Annotated in this window: 16 protein-coding genes and 2 rRNA genes; 3 read left to right on the top strand and 15 right to left on the bottom strand. The window is 63.5% G+C overall.

Annotated elements, in window-relative coordinates:
* Window positions 1–101: 101 nt before the first annotated feature.
* The 8 genes from JOF47_RS03905 to argH form a co-directional block, all read right to left on the bottom strand.
* Window positions 102–3234: ribosomal RNA gene (locus JOF47_RS03905) — 23S ribosomal RNA — on the bottom strand.
* A 571-nt stretch (window positions 3235–3805) separates the two neighbouring features.
* Window positions 3806–5331: ribosomal RNA gene (locus JOF47_RS03900) — 16S ribosomal RNA — on the bottom strand.
* The 16S and 23S rRNA genes sit together here, the layout of an rRNA operon.
* A 607-nt stretch (window positions 5332–5938) precedes the next feature.
* Window positions 5939–7255, bottom strand: a complete 1317-nt coding sequence (gene tyrS, locus JOF47_RS03895; RefSeq protein ID WP_342592705.1) for a tyrosine--tRNA ligase — start codon at window positions 7253–7255, stop codon at window positions 5939–5941.
* A 35-nt stretch (window positions 7256–7290) separates the two neighbouring features.
* On the bottom strand, window positions 7291–9573 hold the full coding sequence (locus JOF47_RS03890) for a HelD family protein (protein ID WP_209996085.1): 2283 nt from the start codon (window positions 9571–9573) through the stop codon (window positions 7291–7293).
* Window positions 9574–9656: 83 nt separating this feature from the next.
* Window positions 9657–10163 (bottom strand): adenine phosphoribosyltransferase, encoded by a 507-nt coding sequence (locus JOF47_RS03885; RefSeq protein ID WP_210001382.1) that lies wholly within the window; start codon window positions 10161–10163, stop codon window positions 9657–9659.
* A gap of 49 nt (window positions 10164–10212) precedes the next feature.
* Window positions 10213–10857: a DNA-3-methyladenine glycosylase gene (locus JOF47_RS03880; RefSeq protein WP_209996083.1), complete on the bottom strand. Its 645-nt coding sequence runs from the start codon at window positions 10855–10857 to the stop codon at window positions 10213–10215.
* A gap of 31 nt (window positions 10858–10888) precedes the next feature.
* Window positions 10889–11626, bottom strand: a complete 738-nt coding sequence (locus JOF47_RS03875; RefSeq protein ID WP_209996081.1) for a maleylpyruvate isomerase family mycothiol-dependent enzyme — start codon at window positions 11624–11626, stop codon at window positions 10889–10891.
* Window positions 11627–11758: 132 nt separating this feature from the next.
* Complete coding sequence (argH, locus tag JOF47_RS03870; protein WP_209996080.1) at window positions 11759–13174, bottom strand: argininosuccinate lyase; 1416 nt, start codon at window positions 13172–13174, stop codon at window positions 11759–11761.
* A gap of 193 nt (window positions 13175–13367) precedes the next feature.
* Between argH and JOF47_RS03865 the strand changes: the two genes are divergently transcribed.
* From JOF47_RS03865 to JOF47_RS03855, 3 genes are all read left to right on the top strand, one after another.
* Entirely contained in the window at window positions 13368–13784 is a 417-nt protein-coding gene (locus tag JOF47_RS03865; protein WP_209996079.1) for an ankyrin repeat domain-containing protein, read from the top strand.
* Window positions 13781–14587 (top strand): LolA-like protein, encoded by an 807-nt coding sequence (locus JOF47_RS03860; protein ID WP_209996078.1) that lies wholly within the window; start codon window positions 13781–13783, stop codon window positions 14585–14587. Before JOF47_RS03865 ends, JOF47_RS03860 begins: the two co-directional genes overlap by 4 nt.
* 267 nt (window positions 14588–14854) lie before the next feature.
* A complete protein-coding gene (locus JOF47_RS03855; RefSeq protein WP_209996077.1) occupies window positions 14855–15415 on the top strand; it encodes an O-acetyl-ADP-ribose deacetylase in 561 nt (186 codons plus the stop codon).
* A 144-nt stretch (window positions 15416–15559) separates the two neighbouring features.
* Here JOF47_RS03855 and JOF47_RS03850 read toward each other — a convergent pair whose 3' ends face one another.
* From JOF47_RS03850 to argC, 7 genes are all read right to left on the bottom strand, one after another.
* Window positions 15560–16000 (bottom strand): SRPBCC family protein, encoded by a 441-nt coding sequence (locus JOF47_RS03850; protein WP_209996076.1) that lies wholly within the window; start codon window positions 15998–16000, stop codon window positions 15560–15562.
* 146 nt (window positions 16001–16146) lie between these two features.
* A complete protein-coding gene (locus JOF47_RS03845) occupies window positions 16147–16662 on the bottom strand; it encodes an arginine repressor (protein WP_209996075.1) in 516 nt (171 codons plus the stop codon).
* A complete protein-coding gene (gene argF / locus JOF47_RS03840; protein ID WP_209996073.1) occupies window positions 16659–17627 on the bottom strand; it encodes an ornithine carbamoyltransferase in 969 nt (322 codons plus the stop codon). The genes JOF47_RS03845 and argF overlap by 4 nt, the downstream gene beginning before the upstream one ends.
* Before the next feature lie 5 nt (window positions 17628–17632).
* On the bottom strand, window positions 17633–18877 hold the full coding sequence (locus tag JOF47_RS03835; RefSeq protein ID WP_209996071.1) for an acetylornithine transaminase: 1245 nt from the start codon (window positions 18875–18877) through the stop codon (window positions 17633–17635).
* A complete protein-coding gene (gene argB / locus JOF47_RS03830) occupies window positions 18874–19794 on the bottom strand; it encodes an acetylglutamate kinase (protein ID WP_209996070.1) in 921 nt (306 codons plus the stop codon). Before argB ends, JOF47_RS03835 begins: the two co-directional genes overlap by 4 nt.
* A 78-nt stretch (window positions 19795–19872) precedes the next feature.
* On the bottom strand, window positions 19873–21036 hold the full coding sequence (gene argJ / locus JOF47_RS03825; RefSeq protein ID WP_210001379.1) for a bifunctional glutamate N-acetyltransferase/amino-acid acetyltransferase ArgJ: 1164 nt from the start codon (window positions 21034–21036) through the stop codon (window positions 19873–19875).
* A gap of 11 nt (window positions 21037–21047) precedes the next feature.
* A complete protein-coding gene (gene argC, locus JOF47_RS03820) occupies window positions 21048–22079 on the bottom strand; it encodes an N-acetyl-gamma-glutamyl-phosphate reductase (protein ID WP_209996069.1) in 1032 nt (343 codons plus the stop codon).
* Window positions 22080–22088 lie beyond the last annotated feature (9 nt).

The following is a 22088-nucleotide window of genomic DNA, read 5'->3' as shown; positions in this document are numbered from 1 at the left end:
ATACATGTTTGGTTGTTCCGCGAAAAAACAATGGGTTGTTGTTTCGGGACCGTATAGTGGACGCAGCGTTTCTCGCCACACATCAATGTGTGTGGTGTTTGTGGTTTAAGTTGTCGGCCTATTAGTACGGGTCAGCTTCACGAGTCTTTGGTCCTCGCTTCCACATCCCGCCTATCAACCCAGTGGTCTGCTGGGGGCCTCTCGCACGACAAGCGTGCATGGAAATCTCATCTTGAAGTGGGCTTCCCGCTTAGATGCTTTCAGCGGTTATCCCTTCCGAACGTAGCCAATCAGCGGTGCACTTGGCAGTACAACTGACACACCAGAGGTTCGTCCGTCCCGGTCCTCTCGTACTAAGGACAGCTCTTCTCAAATTTCCTGCGCGCGCAGCGGATAGGGACCGAACTGTCTCACGACGTTCTAAACCCAGCTCGCGTACCGCTTTAATGGGCGAACAGCCCAACCCTTGGGACCTACTCCAGCCCCAGGATGCGACGAGCCGACATCGAGGTGCCAAACCATGCCGTCGATATGGACTCTTGGGCAAGATCAGCCTGTTATCCCCGAGGTACCTTTTATCCGTTGAGCGACGGCCGTTCCACAACGTGCCGCCGGATCACTAGTCCCGACTTTCGTCCCTGCTCGAGCTGTCGCTCTCACAGTCAAGCTCCCTTGTGCACTTACACTCGACACCTGATTGCCAACCAGGCTGAGGGAACCTTTGGGCGCCTCCGTTACTTTTTAGGAGGCAACCGCCCCAGTTAAACTACCCATCAGGCACTGTCCCTGACCCAGATTATGGGCCGAAGTTAGGTGACCGGTACAGCCAGAGTGGTATTTCAACGATGACTCCACCCGAACTAGCGTCCGGGCTTCACAGTCTCCCACCTATCCTACACAAGCTGCACCGAACACCAATACCAAACTATAGTAAAGGTCTCGGGGTCTTTCCGTCCTGCTGCGCGTAACGAGCATCTTTACTCGTAGTGCAATTTCGCCGAGTTCATGGTTGAGACAGCGGGGAAGTCGTTACTCCATTCGTGCAGGTCGGAACTTACCCGACAAGGAATTTCGCTACCTTAGGATGGTTATAGTTACCACCGCCGTTTACTGGGGCTTAAATTCTCAGCTTCGCCCACAAGGGGCTAACCGGTCCTCTTAACCTTCCAGCACCGGGCAGGAGTCAGTCCGTATACATCGTCTTGCGACTTCGCACGGACCTGTGTTTTTAGTAAACAGTCGCTTCCCCCTGGTCTCTGCGGCCCACACCCGCTCACGCCAGCAAGTGGCGGTCACGGGGCAGGCCCCCCTTCTCCCGAAGTTACGGGGGCATTTTGCCGAGTTCCTTAACCATGATTCTCTCGATCGCCTTAGTATTCTCTACCTGATCACCTGTGTCGGTTTGGGGTACGGGCGGCTAAAACCTCGCGTCGATGCTTTTCTTGGCAGCATAGGATCACCGAATCACCCCCCGAGGGGGGCGCCTATCGGGTCTCAGGCTTATGTGAGTCGCGGATTTGCCTACGACTCGCCCTACATCCTTGGACCAGGTCAATTCCATTGCCTGGCTCGGCTACCTTCCTGCGTCACACCTGTTAATACGCTTAACTCCCCGGTTCGGGTCCCGCGCCGCACACCCGGTGCAAAGCCCGAAGGCTCCACGGTGGGTGGTTGGGGCGGTTAGCATCACCGGTTCGCTATGGGCGGTTTTTTGCCGGTACGGGAATATCAACCCGTTGTCCATCGACTACGCCTGTCGGCCTCGCCTTAGGTCCCGACTTACCCAGGGCAGATTAGCTTGACCCTGGAACCCTTGATCATTCGGCGGACGGGTTTCTCACCCGTCATTCGCTACTCATGCCTGCATTCTCACTCGTGTGGGCTCCACCGCTGGTTTACACCGCGACTTCACTGCCCACACGACGCTCCCCTACCCATCCAAACGGCTGGACCACGAAGGCCTACCAATATTTGAATGACGCAACTTCGGCGGTGTGCTTGAGCCCCGCTACATTGTCGGCGCGGAATCACTTGACCAGTGAGCTATTACGCACTCTTTCAAGGATGGCTGCTTCTAAGCCAACCTCCTGGTTGTCTTCGCAACTCCACATCCTTTTCCACTTAGCACACGCTTAGGGGCCTTAGTTGGCGTTCTGGGCTGTTTCCCTCTCGACTATGAAGCTTATCCCCCACAGTCTCACTGCTGCGCTCTCACTTACCGGCATTCGGAGTTTGGCTGACGTCAGTAACCTTGTAGGGCCCATTAGCCATCCAGTAGCTCTACCTCCGGTAAGAAACACGCAACGCTGCACCTAAATGCATTTCGGGGAGAACCAGCTATCACGAAGTTTGATTGGCCTTTCACCCCTACCCACAGCTCATCCCCTCCATTTTCAACTGAAGTGGGTTCGGTCCTCCACGCGCTCTTACACGCGCTTCAACCTGGCCATGGGTAGATCACTTCGCTTCGGGTCTAGATCACGCCACTAACTCGCCCTATTCAGACTCGCTTTCGCTACGGCTTCCCCACACGGGTTAACCTCGCGACGTAACACTAACTCGCAGGCTCATTCTTCAAAAGGCACGCTGTCACCCCAACAAGGAGGCTCCAACGGATTGTAAGCGCACGGTTTCAGGTACTATTTCACTCCCCTCCCGGGGTACTTTTCACCATTCCCTCACGGTACTTATCCGCTATCGGTCATTGGGTAGTATTTAGGCTTACCAGGTGGTCCTGGCGGATTCAAACGGGATTTCTCGGGCCCCGTCCTACTTGGGATGCTCTCACAAAGCGGCAGACACGCATTGGCACTACGGGACTCTCACCCTCTATGGTCCGGCATTCAAACCGGTTCGCCTATACGCCCGCACCTCACTTCACTGGTCCGGCAGAACCAGAACGTAAAAGTCCCACAACCCCGGCCATGCAACGCCCGCCGGCTATCACACATGGACCGGTTTAGCCCCTTCCGCGTTCGCTCGCCACTACTAACGGAATCACTTTTGTTTTCTCTTCCTGCGGGTACTGAGATGTTTCACTTCCCCGCGTTCCCTCCACGCAGCCTATGTGTTCAGCTGCGGGTCGCACCACATGACATGGTGCGGGGTTTCCCCATTCGGAAATCCTGGTATCAACGTCCGGTTATCGACTCCTCCAGGCTTATCGCAGATTCCCACGTCCTTCTTCGGCTCCCAATGCCAAGGCATCCACCGTGCGCTCTTAAAAACTTGACCACAAACATGATCAAAAATTTACATGAGCTTAATTAATTACAATCGAAAGAACCAAGAAAGACACACACAAGGCATGTCCACCAGGTTCAATAATTCTTAAGAAATTGCTTATGCAAAACAAGACAAAAACACCGCCGACCTAAAAGGCCACCGGCTCTTGATCTTGCTTCACAAGATGCTCGCGTCCACTATACAGTTCCCAAACAACAACCCCGTCACACCCACCACCGACACACACACCCTTCCGGGTGCGGACTGTGCGGCTTAGGCCATGCGCGGGAAACCAGAAAAAACCGAACCGGAACACCCCCGAAGGGAATGCGCCGGGCCTGTTGATCCAGGACCCAACAGTGTGCCAAAAGACCGTTCCACCCCCGGACACCACCCACGTTCCAACCACACACAAGGTGCGGCGTACTGATCGATCGTGCCCGAAACCGGACGGCCGTTGCTTGTTGATATTCCACCCTTGAGCACTCGCCCACCAACACAAGTGGTGGATGCGAGCAGCACTGAACACCCACGGTTCCCCGCACTTTGGCGTGGTCGCTTGGTGTTAGTTGCTCCTTAGAAAGGAGGTGATCCAGCCGCACCTTCCGGTACGGCTACCTTGTTACGACTTAGTCCCAATCGCCGGTCCCACCTTCGACGGCTCCCTCCCACAAGGGGTTAGGCCACCGGCTTCGGGTGTTACCAACTTTCGTGACTTGACGGGCGGTGTGTACAAGGCCCGGGAACGTATTCACCGCAGCGTTGCTGATCTGCGATTACTAGCGACTCCGACTTCATGGGGTCGAGTTGCAGACCCCAATCCGAACTGAGACCGGCTTTTTGGGATTAGCTCCACCTCACAGTATCGCAACCCATTGTACCGGCCATTGTAGCATGCGTGAAGCCCAAGACATAAGGGGCATGATGATTTGACGTCGTCCCCACCTTCCTCCGAGTTGACCCCGGCAGTCTCCTATGAGTCCCCGCCTTGACGCGCTGGCAACATAGAACGAGGGTTGCGCTCGTTGCGGGACTTAACCCAACATCTCACGACACGAGCTGACGACAACCATGCACCACCTGTGAACCAGCCCCAAAGGGGAAACCGTGTTTCCACGGCGGTCTGGCACATGTCAAGCCTTGGTAAGGTTCTTCGCGTTGCATCGAATTAATCCGCATGCTCCGCCGCTTGTGCGGGCCCCCGTCAATTCCTTTGAGTTTTAGCCTTGCGGCCGTACTCCCCAGGCGGGGCACTTAATGCGTTAGCTACGGCGCGGAAAACGTGGAATGTCCCCCACACCTAGTGCCCAACGTTTACGGCATGGACTACCAGGGTATCTAATCCTGTTCGCTCCCCATGCTTTCGCTCCTCAGCGTCAGTTAATGCCCAGAGACCTGCCTTCGCCATCGGTGTTCCTCCTGATATCTGCGCATTTCACCGCTACACCAGGAATTCCAGTCTCCCCTACATCACTCTAGTCTGCCCGTACCCACCGCAGATCCGAGGTTGAGCCTCGGACTTTCACGGCAGACGCGACAAACCGCCTACGAGCTCTTTACGCCCAATAATTCCGGATAACGCTTGCGCCCTACGTATTACCGCGGCTGCTGGCACGTAGTTAGCCGGCGCTTCTTCTGCAGGTACCGTCACTTTCGCTTCTTCCCTACTGAAAGAGGTTTACAACCCGAAGGCCGTCATCCCTCACGCGGCGTCGCTGCATCAGGCTTTCGCCCATTGTGCAATATTCCCCACTGCTGCCTCCCGTAGGAGTCTGGGCCGTGTCTCAGTCCCAGTGTGGCCGGTCACCCTCTCAGGCCGGCTACCCGTCGTCGCCTTGGTGAGCCATTACCTCACCAACAAGCTGATAGGCCGCGAGTCCATCCCTGACCAAAAAATCTTTCCACCAAGGACCATGCGGTCCACGGTGCATATCCAGTATTAGACCCAGTTTCCCGGGCTTATCCCAGAGTCAGGGGCAGGTTACTCACGTGTTACTCACCCGTTCGCCACTAATCACCCCAGCAAGCTGGGGGTCATCGTTCGACTTGCATGTGTTAAGCACGCCGCCAGCGTTCATCCTGAGCCAGGATCAAACTCTCCGTAAAAAAATACAGACACAACCATCACGCCGACTGGAAAAAGTCGGCCGGGTTGCACCAAGTAAAAAAATCCCGGCAAATTGCCCCAGGTCCCCGCACGGGGGTGCGGACCCTGAAACCATTCACCAATAAAATAAATAAATTGGTATCAACAAACTTGGCACACTATTGAGTTCTCAAACAACAGACAGCTCCCGGTTCGGCGTCCGCTTGATTCAAAGGAATCGGTCGGCGTTTCTTCCGGGGTGATGTTTATAATTTATTGTTTCATTGTTGAAATGTCAAATCGAATTCTAGATCGATTTACTTGCAGCAATGAAACACTATTATTCCAACGATTCAACGTTGTAAAAAATCTGATTTGTCTTTGCGGCTGGTAGCTTTTCGCTTGCCTTGGCCGCGGCGACTTAGAAAACAATACACACGTTTCTTCCTCCCGGCAAATCCCCTGTAACCAACCAAGTCACCGGCGCGATTCCCGGATTCACGCGGAAAACAGGGCCGAGCCGGTACTGAAACAAGAAGGACCGGAGCGGGGAAGTGCCGTGAATCACAGCACTTCCCCGCTCCGGTCAGTCAGTCACATTCTATAAACGATGTGGTGAAGCATTAGTTAGGCAACTTCAACAACAGCCAGGTTCTTCTTGCCTCGGCGAACCAAAAGGTACCGGCCGTGGAGCAGTTCTTCACGGCTGACTACTGCATCCAGATCCGAGTACTTCACGTTGTTGATGTAGGCGCCGCCTTCGCCAACCGTGCGGCGTGCGGCCGACTTGGATTCGGACAGCCCCGAAGCCACCAATACCGAAATGATGTCCAGCTCTTCACCGTCGACGGTGGTACTTTTCAGTTCCCCGGTGGCCGCGCGCAGAGTCGCTTCGTCCATATCGCGCAATTCACCCTGGCCGAAGAGTGCGGCGGAAGCGGCAATGACCTTTTCGGTTGCTTCGACACCGTGAACCAGCGAGGTCACGAGGTAGGCAAGTTCCTTCTGGGCCTTGCGGGCAAACGGGCGCTCTGCGGTTTCCTCTTCCAGGGCTTCGATCTCTGCGCGGCTCAGGAAGGTGAAGACCTTCAAGCGCGAGGCGATGTCGGCATCAGAGGTGTTGAGCCAGAACTGGTAGAACGTGTACGGGCTGCACATCTCGGCGTCCAGCCAAATGGCGTTGCCTTCGGACTTGCCGAACTTGGTTCCGTCCGAGTTGGTGATCAGCGGAGTTCCGTATGCGTAGGCGCTCTTTCCCTCGACCTTGCGGATCAGGTCCGTGCCGCTGGTGAGGTTGCCCCACTGGTCCGAGCCACCGGTCTGCAGGGTGCAGCCGTAGAGCTTGTGCAGCTGCAGGTAGTCGTAACCCTGCAGTACCTGGTAGCTGAACTCGGTGTAGCTGATGCCCTCGTCCGAATTCAGGCGGGCGGCAACGGTTTCCTTCTTGATCATGGTGCCGACGCGGAAGTACTTGCCGACTTCGCGCAGGAAGTCGATCGCGCTCAGCGGCGCCGTCCAGTCAAGGTTGTTGACCATGCGCGCGGCATTGTCGCCCTCAAAGGAGAGAAAGCGTGCAACCTGGGCCTGCAACTTGCCTACCCACTCGGCCACGGTCTCCTTGGTATTAAGGACACGCTCCGCGGTCTGGCGCGGGTCACCGATCAGGCCGGTGGACCCGCCAACCAGGCCGAGGGGCTTGTGGCCGGCCAGCTGCAGGCGGCGCATGTTCAGCAGCTGGACCAGGTTGCCCAGATGCAGGGATGGAGCGGTGGGGTCGAAACCGCAGTAATAGGTAATGCTCTCCTCGGAGAGGACCTTCTCCAGCTCGGTTTCATCGGTGGAAACGTGGACCAGGCCACGCCACTTCAGCTCCTGCCAGACGTTTTCAAAGGACGGATCATTACTTTGTCCCGACAGTGCGGGATTCTGCTCAATTTCAGACACACTACTAAATTAGCAGTCTCCAGCGATCTTTTCCCTTAGGAGTCGATCCCGGCCGGGATCGTCCCCTCGGCAAGGATGCGCAGGCGCTGGGTCGTACGCGTCATGGCAACGTACAGGTCGCCAACGCTTCCTTCGACCTCGTCGATGAGTTCCTGGGGCTCCAGGACCACGACAACGTCGAATTCCAGGCCCTTGGATTCGCGCGCGCCAAGCACCACGATGTCCTGGCTCAACCCGCCCGAGCCTGTGCCCACGCGGCGTCCGAACAGCTCGACGACAGCCGCACGCACCGTGCGGAGCCTGGATTCCGGAACGATCACGGCCAGCAGGCCGCCGTCGGCGATTTCCACCTCGCCGGGCAGGATCTCGCGGAGCTTCTCCAGCAGGGTGCCCTGCGGCAGGCGGTCCACGATCGGCGGCCATTCGCCCTCGCGCACGGCCTTGGGCGTGGATATGGTCAGTCCGGCCGCGTGTGCCACGCGGGTCGCGGCTTCGGCGATCTGCATCGGCGTGCGGTAGTTGACGGTCAGTTCCTCGAGCGTGAAGCGCTCGGCCACGAACGGGCGCATGGCCTGCTCCCAGCTGGTCGCGCCGGAGGCCGATGACGTCTGGGCGATGTCGCCGACGACGGTGAAGGACTTCAGCGGGCAGCGGCGCATCAGCAGGCGCCACTGCATCGGGGAAAGTTCCTGCGCCTCGTCGACCACCACGTGCCCGTAGGCCCAGTTGCGGTCCGCGACCGCACGTTCGGCCGCGGTCTGGCGGACCTCGGTTTCCTGGTTCATGGCTGCCAGGTCCTCGGCTTCGACCAGCCCGTCGATGCCGGCGTTGAAAAGCATCTCGTTGACGTTGCGCAGCGTCGCCTCGGCGTTTTCGAGGTCGCGCTTCAGCTGCGCCTCGGCGCCGGCTTCCTTGTTGCCCACCGCGTGGAATTCGCCCAGCAGTTCGGCGGCCTCATCCAGCAGCGGCACGTCGGCCTCGGTCCACGGCGAACCCGGGGCGCGGTACAGGGCCTTGAGCTCCGCCTCGCGCAGCTGCGGTGCCGCGGCGGCCAGCAGGTGCGGCTTGGCGAAGAGTTCCTCGAGCAGCGACTGCGGGGTCAGCGGCATCCAGCACAGGTTCAGCGCGATGCGCACGTCGCGGGACTCGCGCACCTCTTGCACCAGGTAGCTGCGGTCCACGGCGTTGCCGTTGCCGGCCGACTCTTCAAGCTTTTGCTGCAGCTGTTCGGCGAGCTCGCGCACCAGCGTCTTCACGAAGATGTCGCGGGCCTCGTTGTGCGGCTTGTGGGCCGAGCGGGCCCTTTCGCGGGCGTGGCGCACCTGGCCGCGGGTCAGCGTTAGCCGGGTTCCCTCGACCACGACGCGGCGGTCCTCGGCGAGCAGGCGCTGGCGGTTGGACACGGCCTTGGCCACGACCTTGGCCATGAGCTGCTTGCCCTTGACGCGGGCCGTCTCGCGGTTGTGTTCCGGGATGGCGCGCAGGCCGGGATACAGCTCCCCCACCGAGGACATGACAACGCCGGTCTCACCCAGCGACGGCAACACGCGTTCGATGTAGCGCATGAAGGAGGTCGACGGGCCAACCAGCAGCACGCCGGCGCTCTTGAGGCGTTCGCGGTGTTCGTAGAGCAGGAAGGCGGCACGGTGCAGGGCCACGGCGGTCTTGCCGGTGCCGGGTCCGCCCTGGACCACCAGCACGCCGGCCAGCGGCGCGCGGATGATGCGGTCCTGCTCGGCCTGGATGGTGCCGACGATGTCGCCCATGCGGCCGGTGCGCTTCTGCGTGAGGGCGGCCATGAGCGCGCCCTCGCCCTGGTGGTCGTCGGCCTCGCCGAAGAGCTCGGTGTCCAGCACCTCGTCGTCGATGCCCAGCACGGTGCGGCCGCGCAGCATCAGGTGGCGGCGGCGGCGCACGCCCTGGCGGTGCAACGCGGTGGCCTGGTAGAAGGCCGCGGCCTCCGGGGCGCGCCAGTCGACCATCAGGCGGGTGAGCTCGTCGTCGGTCATGCCGATGCGGCCGATGTAGCGCGGCGCGCCCGGCTCTTCGCCGGCGCGGTTCACGTTGTCGTCAAGGTCCAGGCGTCCGAAGACCAGGCGGTCCTCCACGGCGTTCAGCTGGGCCAGGCGGTCCTCGTAAAGGGCCGCGAAGGAGTCGCGCTCGGATACGTTTTGCAAGGTGCCCTGCGCCCCGGCCGCCCGGGTGCGGGTCAGCTGTTCCTTCTTTTCGGCGCGCAACTCATCGAGGCGGCTGTAAAGCTTCGCAACGTAGTCGCGCTCCGCTTCAAGCTCCCGGTGAACGGTCGTGGACTCTGACATTCAGCACTCCTGATGGAACGAATTCGTGGACAGACAAGTTTACTCTCTTGCGCGCCCGCCAAATGACGGTCGCGCCGCGGCGCCTAGACCAGCTGGAGGGAATGCACCGTGTGGCCGTCGAGCTTCTCGCGACCGCCCAGGCCGTCAAGCTCCAGCACGACGCCCACGCCGATGACCTCGGCGCCTGCCAGCTCGAGCAGGCGCACGGCGGATCCGACGGTTCCGCCGGTGGCCAGCACGTCGTCGAGGATCAGCACCCGGGTGCCGGGGGCCACGTCGTCGCGGTGGATCTCAAGGGTGCCGGTGCCGTATTCGAGGGTGTATTCGTCGCGGAACACCTCGCGCGGCAGCTTGCCGGCCTTGCGGACGGTGATCATCCCGGTTCCGGTGGCGTAGGCCCCTGCGGCGGCCAGGACGAAGCCGCGGGCCTCGAGCCCGGCAATGACGTCGAACTGGCCCCGGAAGGGTTCGATGACCTCGTCGACGATGCGGCGCAGGCCCTGGCCGTCGGCGAAGACCGGGGTGAGGTCCTTGAAGGAGATGCCGGCGCTGGGGTAATCGGGGACGATCTCGCTCAGTCGGTCGAGCATTTCGGCTATGGTTTCAGGCTCTGGATTCACCCGTACAGTCTAGTGCCCATTATTTGCCCCGCCGACGCGGCGCGGCGCGGCGGTACGGCGAGACGCTCGGCTCCCCCGGCAGCCAATACCTGTATGGGTAGGCATCGCCGCCGCCCTCCCCGGAGATCCCGGTGCGCGGGCCGCGGCAGTGGGCCAACGGCATTGTGGCCAGGTTCTCCAACCCGAGCGAGGGGCCGGGCCCGCCGGCGGTGCCCTGCCGGTAGGCGGCGCCGTTCTCCCGCAGGCTGAGCCCCAGGCCCTGGGCCAGCCGTGCCGGGCCGCTGAGCAGCAGGTGGGCCGGTCCGGTGTTGTTGCCGCGCCGGGCGCGGACGACGTCCTCCCCCGCGATGACCTCACCGGCCCGCATCAGCACGGCCGAGGCGGTGCCCTCGGGTCCGCAGACCACGTTGGCGCAGTGGTGCATGCCGTAGGTGAAGTAGACGTAGGCGGTGCCGGGCGGCCCGAAGAGCGCGGCGTTGCGCTTGGTCTTCCCGCGGTAGGCGTGCGATCCGGGGTCGGAGGCCCCGTCGTAGGCCTCGACCTCGGTCAACCTGACTACGACAAGCCACCCGTCGATGAAGCTGGAGACCAGGGCGCCGAGCAGGTGCGGGGCCAGCCGGACCGAGTCCAGCCCCAGCAGCTGCTCCGGCGTCCCGCTCCCCACGCTCCCGCCTCTTCCCGGCTCGCCCGATGCGCTAGTTCTTGGCCTTCAGCTTCACGAACCAGGGCAGGAGCTCGGGCAGGGCGGCGCCGTCCGCACCGGCGGTGGCCTGGATGGGCCCCAGCGGCTCGCGGCCGGCCAGCCAGGCTGCCAGGTCGAAGGCGGTGCCGCTGAGTACCGTGGCGTCGTCCCCGGTGCCCAGCACGATGCGCTGGGCGCCGTGCGGCTGCAGGATGTAGCGGCGGGAATCGGGAACCCGGCCCTCGAGCGCATCGAAGAGGTGGGCGCAGAAATCCGGGTCCCAGTCGGCGACCGAATTGGCCAGGGCCAGGTCGGAGGTGTGGATGACCAGCTCGCGCCAGATCGCGTAGAAGAGGTCCTCCACGCTGCCGCCGTCGCGGAACCCGGTGGGCAGGGACCACTCCGCGGGGCTGATGCCGCGGATGCTGGCCTCCAGCGCATCGAGGGCATCGGCGGTCCGGGCCAGCAGCGCGTCGGGGCGCATCAGGGCGGTCAGCTCGATGGCTTCGTGACGCCTGTCCATTCCGCCGTCGTACATCTCGAACGGCCTCTCGGCGCCGGCGGTGTCCAGCTGGCGCGTGGCTGCACGGCTGAAGCCGTCGATGTGGGCCAGCAACTGTGTTCTTTTCCAGCCCGGCAGGGCGCTTGGCTCTGCGGCCGCGGCGGGATCCATGGTGCGGACCATCTGGCGAAGGGTCGATAGGGCGGAGAGGACCTTGTGGGTCAATTCCGTTTGCGTCAGCTCACTCATGGGAAACACCTTATATTGACTCGCCCCGGGAAAACGCAAAGGCAAGCACCCCGGGTCCGGTGGGTCGGGCGTGAAACGCCGTGGCCACCGTCCCCGGGACGCCTGCCTTCGATGGTGCGAAGCCGTTCGGGCCTAGTCGGCGAAGACGCGCACCGGCACGAGTGCCGCCTTGAGCGCCTCGAGCTGGGAGGCAACCGCCGACGGGGCGGTGCCGCCCTGCGCCGAGCGGGAGTTCAGCGAACCCTCGGTGGAGAGCACCGTGCGGACCTCGGGGGTGAGGTGTTCGGAGATGCCGGCGTAGTCCTCGTCGCTCAGGTCCCAGAGCTCGACGTCCCTGGATTCGGCGAGCTTGACCGCGGCGCCGGAGAGCTCGTGGGCCTCGCGGAACGGAACGCCCTGGCGGACCAGCCATTCGGCGATGTCCGTGGCCAGCGCGAAGCCCAGCGGAGCAAGTTCGGCCATGCGCGGGGTGTTGAACTTCAGGGTGGCGATCATGCCGGAGACGGCGGGCAGCAGCAGTTCCAGGGTGTCCGTTGCGTCGAAGACCGGTTCCTTGTCTTCCTGCAGGTCGCGGTTGTAGGCAAGCGGCAGCGCCTTGAGCGTGGCCAGCAGGCCGGTCAGGTTGCCGATCAGGCGCCCTGCCTTGCCGCGGGCCAGCTCGGCGACATCCGGGTTCTTCTTCTGCGGCATGATCGAGGAGCCTGTGGAGAAGGCGTCGTCGAGGGTCACGAAGGAGAATTCCTTGGTTGCCCACATGATGATTTCTTCCGACACGCGGGAGAGGTCGACGCCGATCATGGCGGCGATCCACGCGTACTCGGCGAACACGTCGCGCGCGGCGGTGCCGTCGATGGAGTTCCAGGCCGCGGAGTTGAAACCCAGGTCCGCGGCAACGGCGTTCGGGTCGAGGCCCAGCGAAGAACCGGCGAGCGCTCCGGAACCGTATGGGGAGACCGCGGCGCGGGCGTCCCAGTCGGCGAGGCGCTGGACATCGCGCAGCAGCGGCCAGGCGTGGGCCAGCAGGTGGTGGGAAAGCAGGATCGGCTGTGCGTGCTGCAGGTGGGTGCGTCCCGGCATCGCGGCGTTCGGGTGCGCCTCGGCCTGTTCGACCAGGGCATCGATGGTGGCAAGCACGCCGCGGGCGATGATGCGGGCGTGGTCGCGCAGGAACATGCGTCCAAGGGTGGCGATCTGGTCGTTGCGTGAGCGTCCCGCGCGAAGCTTGCCGCCAAGCGCCGTTCCGGCGCGTTCGATGAGGCCTCGTTCGAGGGAGCCGTGGACGTCCTCGTCGGAGTCGGAGGCCACGTATGCGCCCGAGACGACATCCGCCTCAAGGGCGTCGAGGGCCGAGATCATTCCGGCGAGCTCTTCGGCGTTGAGCAGTCCCGCAGTGTGGAGCACGCGTGCGTGGGCACGGGATCCGGCGATGTCGTAGCGGGCCAGGCGCCAGTCGAAGTGGGTGGACTTGCTCAGCGCGGCGAGGGCGTCAGCCGGCCCGCCGGCAAATCGTCCGCCCCAGAGTGCGCCTTCATTCGTTGACGATCCCATATCTTGTCCTTCCGAGCACCGCCAGGGGCGCCGGTTCGCTAGCTGTCCAAAACCACTGTCCATCCTAGTCCAGCGCATGTGAGCCAGATCTAGTTCTGCACAGTTTCCTAATACTTATGCACAAGTCTACATAACTATTCACAATGGTGTGTGCACGAGGGATTCCGGCAGCGCAAACCGGTACGATTTCCCCATGACTGAAACGAACGCCGACGGCGCATTGACCGATGAAGAACTTGCGTTCCTGCATTCCATCTTCGACTTGGCGCGCGAAGGCGCAGCCGAAAAGCTCATGGCCATCATCGACCAGGGCATCCCCGTGGACCTGACCGACTCCAAGGGCGACACCCTGATGATCCTGGCCGCCTACAACGGACACGATGCAACGGTTGCCGGCCTACTGGAGCGCGGCGCGGACATCAACCGCCTGAACGACAAGGGCCAAGGCGCCCTGACCTGTGCGGTGTTCCGCAAGAACGAACCGCTGACCCGCTTCCTCCTGCAAAACGGCGCGGACCCCAAGCTGGGCGCGCAAAACGCGCTGGCCGTCACCCAGATGTTCGGGTTGCCCGAGCTCAAGGCAGTGATCGAAGAGTACCTCCGGGCATGAGACGCCGGCTGCGCACCCTGGCGCGACTTGCCCTAGGCTGCGCGGCCGCGCTCTGCCTTGCCTCTTGCACGTACTTCGGGGCCGATGACGCACCACGCCTCCCATCCCCCGGCGCCAAGCCGCCCACGGCACCACCCGTGGTCACCTCCGCCGATGCAGAGCTGGATGCAAAGGGTCGAAGGATTCTCCGGGATTCGCTGGATGCCCTCCAGATGTCCGCCGAAGTCAAGGTGTCCGCCGAGGGAACCATGGACGGAGTGCCCTTCAGCTACGAAGTCGACGGCGACTACGACTTCATGCATTCGCAATCCTTCGAAATGCGAGAAGGCAAGGGCCGCGTTCAATGGCTCGCGGAGGGATCGACCTCTACCTATTTCGTCAAAGCCAACAAATGGCATGGTGACCTGATTGAACCCACTGATCATGTCGATTACCTCAACGCACTGCGAGAAGACCGCTGGCTGAGGCTGCCCGAATCCGAGGTCGCATCCATGATCCTGGTATCCGGTAAAATCGATGAACTCATCGATTTCATCGAAGGTTCCGTGGACTACAAGCACATGAAATACCAGGGCGTCCACGATCTGGACGGCGTCCCCGCCCACCACTTCAGCGCCCCCGAGTCAACCCTGTGGCTCAGCACCAACAATTCCCCGCTGCCCCTGCGACTGGAAACCGTTACATACGGCCCTTACACCCGCATGACGAGCGTCTACAGGGACTGGAACGAGGAGATCCACCACGAGCTTCCTGCCGAGGGCCAATTCGCGACCGTCTCGGAACACACCAACCGCAGTACCTAACCATCCTGGTCCGGGTGCCGTGGTACCGATCCATGGGGGTCGAACCAATCCCCGTGGCACTACCCGAGCCTCCGGCCGGAAGCCCCGCGCCCACGGGGAACAGCCGCATTGCCGGCAACCGGCGCCGTGGCGTTCCCTGGACACGGCCGTCCCGGGCGGCCCCGTCGTCATGAACTGTGAAAAGACTGAGGATCTATCCCCGGGCGCTGATCGCGGGCGTATGGTGTTGCTTATCAGGACATCTAGACCACTGACAGGAGCACTGAAATGCAAATCGACATCGTGCAGGGGGACATCACCAAGCTGAAGGTTGATGCGATCGTCAATGCTGCAAACACGTCCCTTTTCGGCGGCGGCGGCGTTGACGGTGCAATTCATGCGGCAGCGGGTCCCGAGCTCTTGGCCGAATGCCGCAAGCTCCGGGCAACAACCTATCCTGACGGGCTTGCCTCCGGATTGGCGGTGGCCACCGGCGCCGGCAATCTCCCCGCGCGTTGGGTGATCCACACCCCTGGCCCCAATCGCCATGTAGGACAGACGAGCACCCGCGTACTTTCCAATTGCTTCACCAACAGCCTGTACGTCGCATCCCGTCGGGGTGCCACCAGTATCGCGTTCCCGGCCATCGGGGCGGGGGCCTACGGTTGGGATCCGGAAGAGGTCGCACTGATCGCCGCCGAAGCAATCAGGAACTGGTTCGATACCTACCGGCACGTGACATCGCTCCACCGCGTTGTCCTGGTCGCCTACAACACCGATGTCGAGGCAGCCTTCCACAAGGCATTCGATACCCCGCGCACGGACAGTGAATTGATCCACGGCCACTGACCTGTCCCGGGCCCGATCGACGCAAGGCGTTGTTCCCCGCAGCTGGCGGGGAACAACGCCTTGCACTCTTTCACCGGCGGTCAGGGGCGGCGCGGACGAACACGGCAAGGATCCGTTGCGGCGGAAGCCCCGCGGACCGACAGGCTACTTTCCGCTCAGGTGGCGCTTGGCGGCTTGCATCTCTACCTTCCAGCCAAGGGTCCTGGAGGAAAGCACGCGGGCATGTTCCTCCGCATCGAACCCGGCGAAACCGCTTTCCATGACCCGCAGGCGCACACCTCCGGAGTTGATCCGCTCCACCCAGAACTCAATGAGCGTATTCGGCACGGGGTCGTCCCACTCGTCTCCCCCCAGAGAGCGAAATGCCGCGTACCGGGGCGGATCCAGGGTGAGCGCCTCGAAATCGAACCGCCCGTAGATTGCATCATGCACGACGGAGAACGCACCCTTGGTTTCTATCTGGTGTTTCCCGATTTCACCGCCGTTGATGAACCATCCCGGCTCCCTGATCAGTTCCCACACGGCTCCGGCGCTGGCATCGATATCAACTGAAGCCTCTATGCCATCCTGAAGTCCTACATCCACGAAATCTCCCTCAAAGAGCCATCCCCCCGTGCAACAAGATGTTTTCACAGGGGGATGGCTCTTCTCAAGGTTTGTTCGCGATCAACCGGCGGAGGAACCGCCCGGTTCCGGAAAACACCGGCGGCGGGCCGGCCGGCCGGAGCCGACTACTGCGGATCCGCGAGTGCCAGGAAACGCGCGGCGACCTCGGCTCCGCCGTCCACCTCGCGGGTCACCAGCATGACGGTGTCATCCCCCGCGATGCATCCCAGGATCTGCGGCATTGTCGAGTGGTCTATCGACAACGCCAGGAAATTCGCGGCTCCCGGCGGGGTCCGCAGGACCACGATGTTTCCCGAGGCCTCGGCCGTGATCAGGAGTTCCGCGCATTGCTTGGCCAGCTTGGCGTCATGGACCTCTTGGCTGACTCCCGCGCGCGGGCTGCGGTCCCCGCCTTCCTGGCGCATGGCATAGACCAGCCCGCCGTCCACGCCGCGGACGCGCACGGCACCCAGCTCGACCAGGTCGCGGGACAGGGTTGCCTGGGTGACAGCCATGCCCTCCTCGGCGAGCAGGGCCACCAGCTCGGCCTGGGAACGGACGGTGCGCGTCGAGAGGATGGAGCTCACCCGTGCCTGGCGGGCGATCTTGGTGGTGGGCTGGAAGGATGCGCTCGAGTTCATCGGTTCCCGGCCACCCCTGCAACGTCGGCCAGGTCGGACTTGGCCATCAGCCAGGCCATGATCGCCTTCTGTGCGTGGACGCGGTTTTCCGCCTCGTCAAAGACGACCGACTGCGGCCCGTCGATGACGTCGGCCGAAATCTCGTAGCCACGGTAGGCCGGCAGGCAGTGCAGGACGATTGCGTCGCCTGCGGCGTGCACCATGGCGGCAGCGTCCACCGCGTAGTCGCGGAAGAGCTCCATGCGCTGCGCCTTCTCGTCTTCCTGGCCCATGGAGACCCAGGTGTCGGTGGCCACGACGTCGGCGCCGGCAAGGGCCGCAGCGGCGTCGGTGGTCACGAGCACCGAACCGCCGGTTTCCGCGGCACGGGCCTCGGCGGCGGCGATGATCCCCGCGGCCGGCAGGTAGCCCTCCGGGCCCGCGATGCGCACGTGCATGCCCGCGGTGACGCCGGCCAGCAGGTAGGAGTTGGCCATGTTGTTGGCCGAATCCCCCAGGTAGGCCATGGACAGCCCGGCCAGCGTGCCCTTGTGCTCGCGCACGGTCAGCAGGTCGGCCAGCAGCTGGCACGGGTGGTAGTCGTCGGAGAGCGCGTTGATGACCGGGACGTTGGAGTTCTCGGCCATTTCCTCCAGCCCGGCCTGGGCGTAGGTGCGCCACACGATGGTGGAGACCATGCGCTCGAGCACCTTGGCGGAATCGGAGATCGACTCCTTGTGGCCCAGCTGGGATTCGGTGGAGTTGATGATCAGCGGGGACCCACCGAGCTCGGCGATGCCGGCGGCGAAGGACACGCGGGTGCGGGTGGAAGTCTTGTCGAAGAACACGGCCACGGTCTGCGGTCCGGCGTAGGGCTTGTAGCCGTACTTGTCCTTTTTCATGGCCACGGCCAGGTCAAGGACCTCGGTCTGCTCGGCCTGGGTCAGGTCGAGGTCGGTCAGGAAGTGGCGAACGTTGTTGGTCATGGGTATTACTCCTTGGTACTGGCAACGGCCGCGGCGTAGAGCGCCGGCAGGGCCGCAACGAAGGTGTCGAGCTGTTCGGTGGTGACGATCAGGGGCGGGGCAAGGCGCAGGGTGCGCGGACCCGGGGCGTTGATGATGAATCCGGCATCTAGCGCGGCCTTCACCACGCCCGGGGCGACTTCCTCCGCGAGGTCAAGGCCGATGAGCAGCCCGCGGCCGCGGACCTCGGTGACGAAATCCAGGGCAGCGAGCTTGCCACGTACAGCCTCGCCGACCGTGTTGACGTGTGCCAAGAGGTTCTGGGCCTCGATGACGTGCAGGGTGGCCAGGGCCGCGGCCGTGGCCACGGGGTTGCCGCCGAACGTCGTCCCGTGCTGCCCCGGGGTGAGCAGTGCGGTGTTTTCCTCGCCGAAGACGATCATGGCGCCGATCGGGAATCCGCCGCCCAGGCCCTTGGCCAGGGTCATCGCATCGGGGAGCACGCCGGCCGAGGCGAACCAGGAGCCGGTGCGCCCGATTCCCGTCTGCACCTCGTCGAAGACCAGCAGCGCTCCGGCCTCGGCGGTGATCTCACGTGCCGCCTTCAGGTATCCGGCGCCGAGTTCGATGACGCCGGCCTCGCCCTGGATGGGTTCGATGAAGACGGCCGCGGTGTTCTCGTCGACGGCCGCGCGCAGCGCCTCGATGTCGCCGGCCGGGACCCACTCGACGCCGCCGGGAAGCGGTTCGAAGGGCTCGCGGTAGGCGGCCTTCCAGGTCAGCGCGAGGGCGCCCATGGTCCGGCCGTGGAATCCCTGCTCCAGGGCAACGATCTTGGTCCGCGGAGCCTCGGCGCTGCCCGCATTGCGGCGCGCCAGCTTGAAGGCTGCCTCGTTGGCCTCGGTGCCCGAGTTGCTGAAGAAGACCTTGGACCCGGCCGGGGCTTTGCCCAGTTCCAGCAGCTTTTCGGCCAGCGCGATCTGCGTGGGGCTGGTGAAGAAGTTGGAGATGTGCCCCAGGGTGGCCAGCTGCGAGGAAATCACGGAGGTCACCAGCGGGTGGGCGTGGCCCAGCGCGTTCACCGCGATCCCGGCGAGCAGGTCCAGGTACTCCTTGCCGTCGGCGTCCCAGACGAGGCAGCCCGCGCCGCGGACCAGCACCTGCTGCGGGGTGCCGAAGACACCCAGAAGCGACTTGTTGTAGCGGGCCAGCAGCTCGCTGCCGGCCAGGGTGTTCAGTTCACCGATTTCTTCTGCCATGATCTCGTTCATGCTGCGTCCTTGGGGATGACTTGGGTTCCCACGCCGGCGGAGGTGAAGACCTCCAGCAGCATGGAATGCGGTTGGCGGCCGTCGACGATGTGGGCGCGTTCCACGCCCTCGTCCACGGCCTTGAGGCAGGCTGCCATCTTCGGGATCATTCCCGATTCCAGGCTCGGGAGCAGCGCACGCAGCTCCTCGGTGTCCAGCGAGGTGATCAGCGAGGACTTGTCCGGCCAGGCGGCGTAGAGGCCCTCGACGTCGGTGAGGATGACCAGCTTGGAGGCGCTGAGCGCACTGGCCAGGGCCGCAGCGGCGGTGTCGGCGTTGACGTTGAGCACCTGTCCGGTGGGCTCGTCGTGGTCGTCGACCTCCGGGGCCACCGTGGAGACCACGGGGATCTTGCCGGCGGCCAGCAGGTCGAGGATCTGGTCGGGCTTCACGCCCGTCACCTCGCCGACCAGGCCCAGGTCCACGTGCTGCCCGTCGATGTAGGTCCCGGTGCGTATGGCGCGCAACAGGGCGCCGTCCTCACCGGAGAGGCCCACGGCGTAGGGGCCGTGCGAGTTGATCAGGCCGATGAGCTCGCGCTGCACCTGCCCGGTGAGCACCATGCGGACCACGTCCATGGTTTCCGGGGTGGTCACCCGCAGCCCGCCCTTGAACTCGGATTCGATCCCGAGCCGGTTGAGCATCGAGCTGATCTGCGGTCCGCCGCCGTGCACCACCACGGGATTGATGCCCACGTGGCGCAGGAAGACGATGTCCTCGGCGAAGGCGCGGCGCAGGTCCTCGTTGATCATGGCGTTGCCGCCGTACTTGATGACCATGGTGGTTCCCGCGAAACGCTGGATCCACGGCAGGGCCTCGATCAGGGCCTCCGCCTTGCGCTGTGCGGCATCCATCTGGGTGCGCTGGGTGTCGGGCATAAAGGTGTTCCTCACTGAAACAAAGGGGCCGGGGGACGCGGACGCCCGTGGCGGGCTGCCGCATCGACCGGGTGCTGGCTAGCTGCTGTAGGCCGAGTTCTCGTGGACGTAGTCGTGGGTCAGGTCGTTGGTCCACAGGCTGGCCTCCGCGGTCCCCGCGTTCAGGTCGATCTCGACAAGCACCTGGCGGCCGGTGAGGTCGACGAGGTTGCGGTCATCGCCCACGCCGCCGTTGCGGCAGACCTGCACGCCGTTGATCGACACGTTCAATTCGTCGGCCTCGAAGGCGGCCTTGGTGGTGCCGACGGCGGAGAGCACGCGTCCCCAGTTGGGGTCCTGGCCGAAGATGGCGGTCTTGAAGAGGTTCGAACGCGAGACGGTGCGCGATACCTCGACGGCGTCGTCCTCGGTGGCCGCATTGAAGGTGCGGATGGTGATGTCGTGGGCTGCGCCCTCGGCGTCGCCGATGAGCTGCTTGGCGAGGTCCACGCAGATCCCGGTCAGCCCCGCGGAGAACTCGGCGATATCCGGGGTGGTGCCGCTGGCGCCGGAGGCCATGATGATGACGGTGTCGTTGGTGGACATGCAGCCGTCGGAGTCGGCGCGGTCGAAGCTGACCCGCGTTGCCTCGCGCAATGCGGCATCCAGCTGTGCGGATTCCAGCGCGGCGTCGGTGGTGATGACCACCAGCATCGTCGCGAGTCCCGGAGCGAGCATGCCCGCGCCCTTGGCCATGCCGCCGATGGTGTACCCGTTGCCGGCGAAGCCTACCTGCTTGCTGACGGTGTCGGTGGTCATGATGGCGGTGGCGGCGGCCGCTCCCCCGTCGAACTCGTTGCCCGTGCCCAGGGCCGCGACGGCGGCGTCGACGCCGGGAAGGATCTTGTCCATCGGGAGCTGTTCGCCGATCAGGCCGGTGGAGCACACCAGCACGTCGCCGCTGGAAACGCCCAGCACCTTGGCGGCGTGTTCGGCCGTGGCGTGGGTATTGGCGAAGCCCTCGGGGCCGGTGCAGGCGTTGGCGCCGCCGGAGTTCAGCACCACCGCGTCGGCGCGGCCGTCGCTGATCGCCTGGCGGGACCAGTGAACGGGTGCCGCCGCCACGCGGTTTGAGGTAAAGACTGCCGCAGCGTTGAACTTCGGGCCGAGGTTCCGCACCACGGCCAGGTCCGGGTTGCCAGAGGCCTTCAGGCCGGCGGTGATACCGGAGGCGTTGAAGCCCGCCGGTGCGGTGATTCCCAGGGGTGCGTTGCTCACGGTGCTACTCCTTCAAGACCCAGTCCTGCGGTTTCGTTCAGGCCAAGTGCGATGTTCATGGATTGGACGGCACCGCCGGCGGTGCCCTTGGTGAGGTTGTCGATGACCGCCGAGACGATCACGCGGTTGGCGTGGGCGTCGAAGGCAAGCTGGATTTGGGCGTGGTTCGATCCCAGGACCGACGAGGTCGCGGGCCACTGGCCCTCGGGAAGGACGTGTACAAACGGCTCGTCCCGGTAGGCGTTTTCCCAGGCGGCGCGCAGCGTGGCCTCGTCGACCCCCGGCTTCACCTTGGCGGTGGCCGTGGTGAGGATGCCGCGCGGCATCGGTGCGAGCATCGGGGTGAAAGAGACCGTAACCGGAACACCCGCGGCCTTCGAGAGTCCCTGTTCCATTTCTGGGGTGTGGCGGTGCCCGCCGCCGACACCGTAGGGGTTCATCGATCCCATGATCTCGGAACCAATGAGATTGACCTTGGCCGTCTTTCCGGCACCGGAGGTGCCGGTCGCCGAAACGATCACCACGTCGTCGGGTTCGAGCAGGTTGGCCGTGAAGCCCGGGACCAATGCCAGCTGGACGGAGGTCGGGTAGCAACCCGGAACCGCGATCCGTTTGGCGCCGACGAGCTTTTCGCGGGCCCCCGGAAGTTCGGGAAGGCCGTAGGGCCAGGTCCCGGCGTGCGTCGAGCCGTAGAATTTCTCCCAGGCCTCGGACGATTCCAGCCGGTGGTCGGCCCCGGCATCGATGACCAGGGTGTCGGCCGGCAGCTGCGCGGCAATTTCCGCGCTTGCTCCGTGCGGCAGCGCCAGGAAAACCACGTCGTGCCCGCTGAGCTGCTCAACGGTGGTTTCAACCAGCACCCGGTTCGCAAGGGTATGGAGGTGCGGCGCGAGCTCCCCCAGTCGCTGTCCGGCGTTGGAGTGCGCGGTGATCGCACCGATTGTCACGTCGGGGTGGTTGGAAAGCAGGCGCAGGACTTCGCCACCCGCATACCCGCTGGCTCCTGATACAGCTACTGAAATCGTCATGATGAAACC

It is taken from the genome of Paeniglutamicibacter kerguelensis, from assembly GCF_017876535.1.
GTDB classification, from domain to species: domain Bacteria; phylum Actinomycetota; class Actinomycetes; order Actinomycetales; family Micrococcaceae; genus Paeniglutamicibacter; species Paeniglutamicibacter kerguelensis.
Note: the sequence above shows the minus strand (reverse complement) of the source record. Positions and strands in the feature narration are given on the sequence as shown.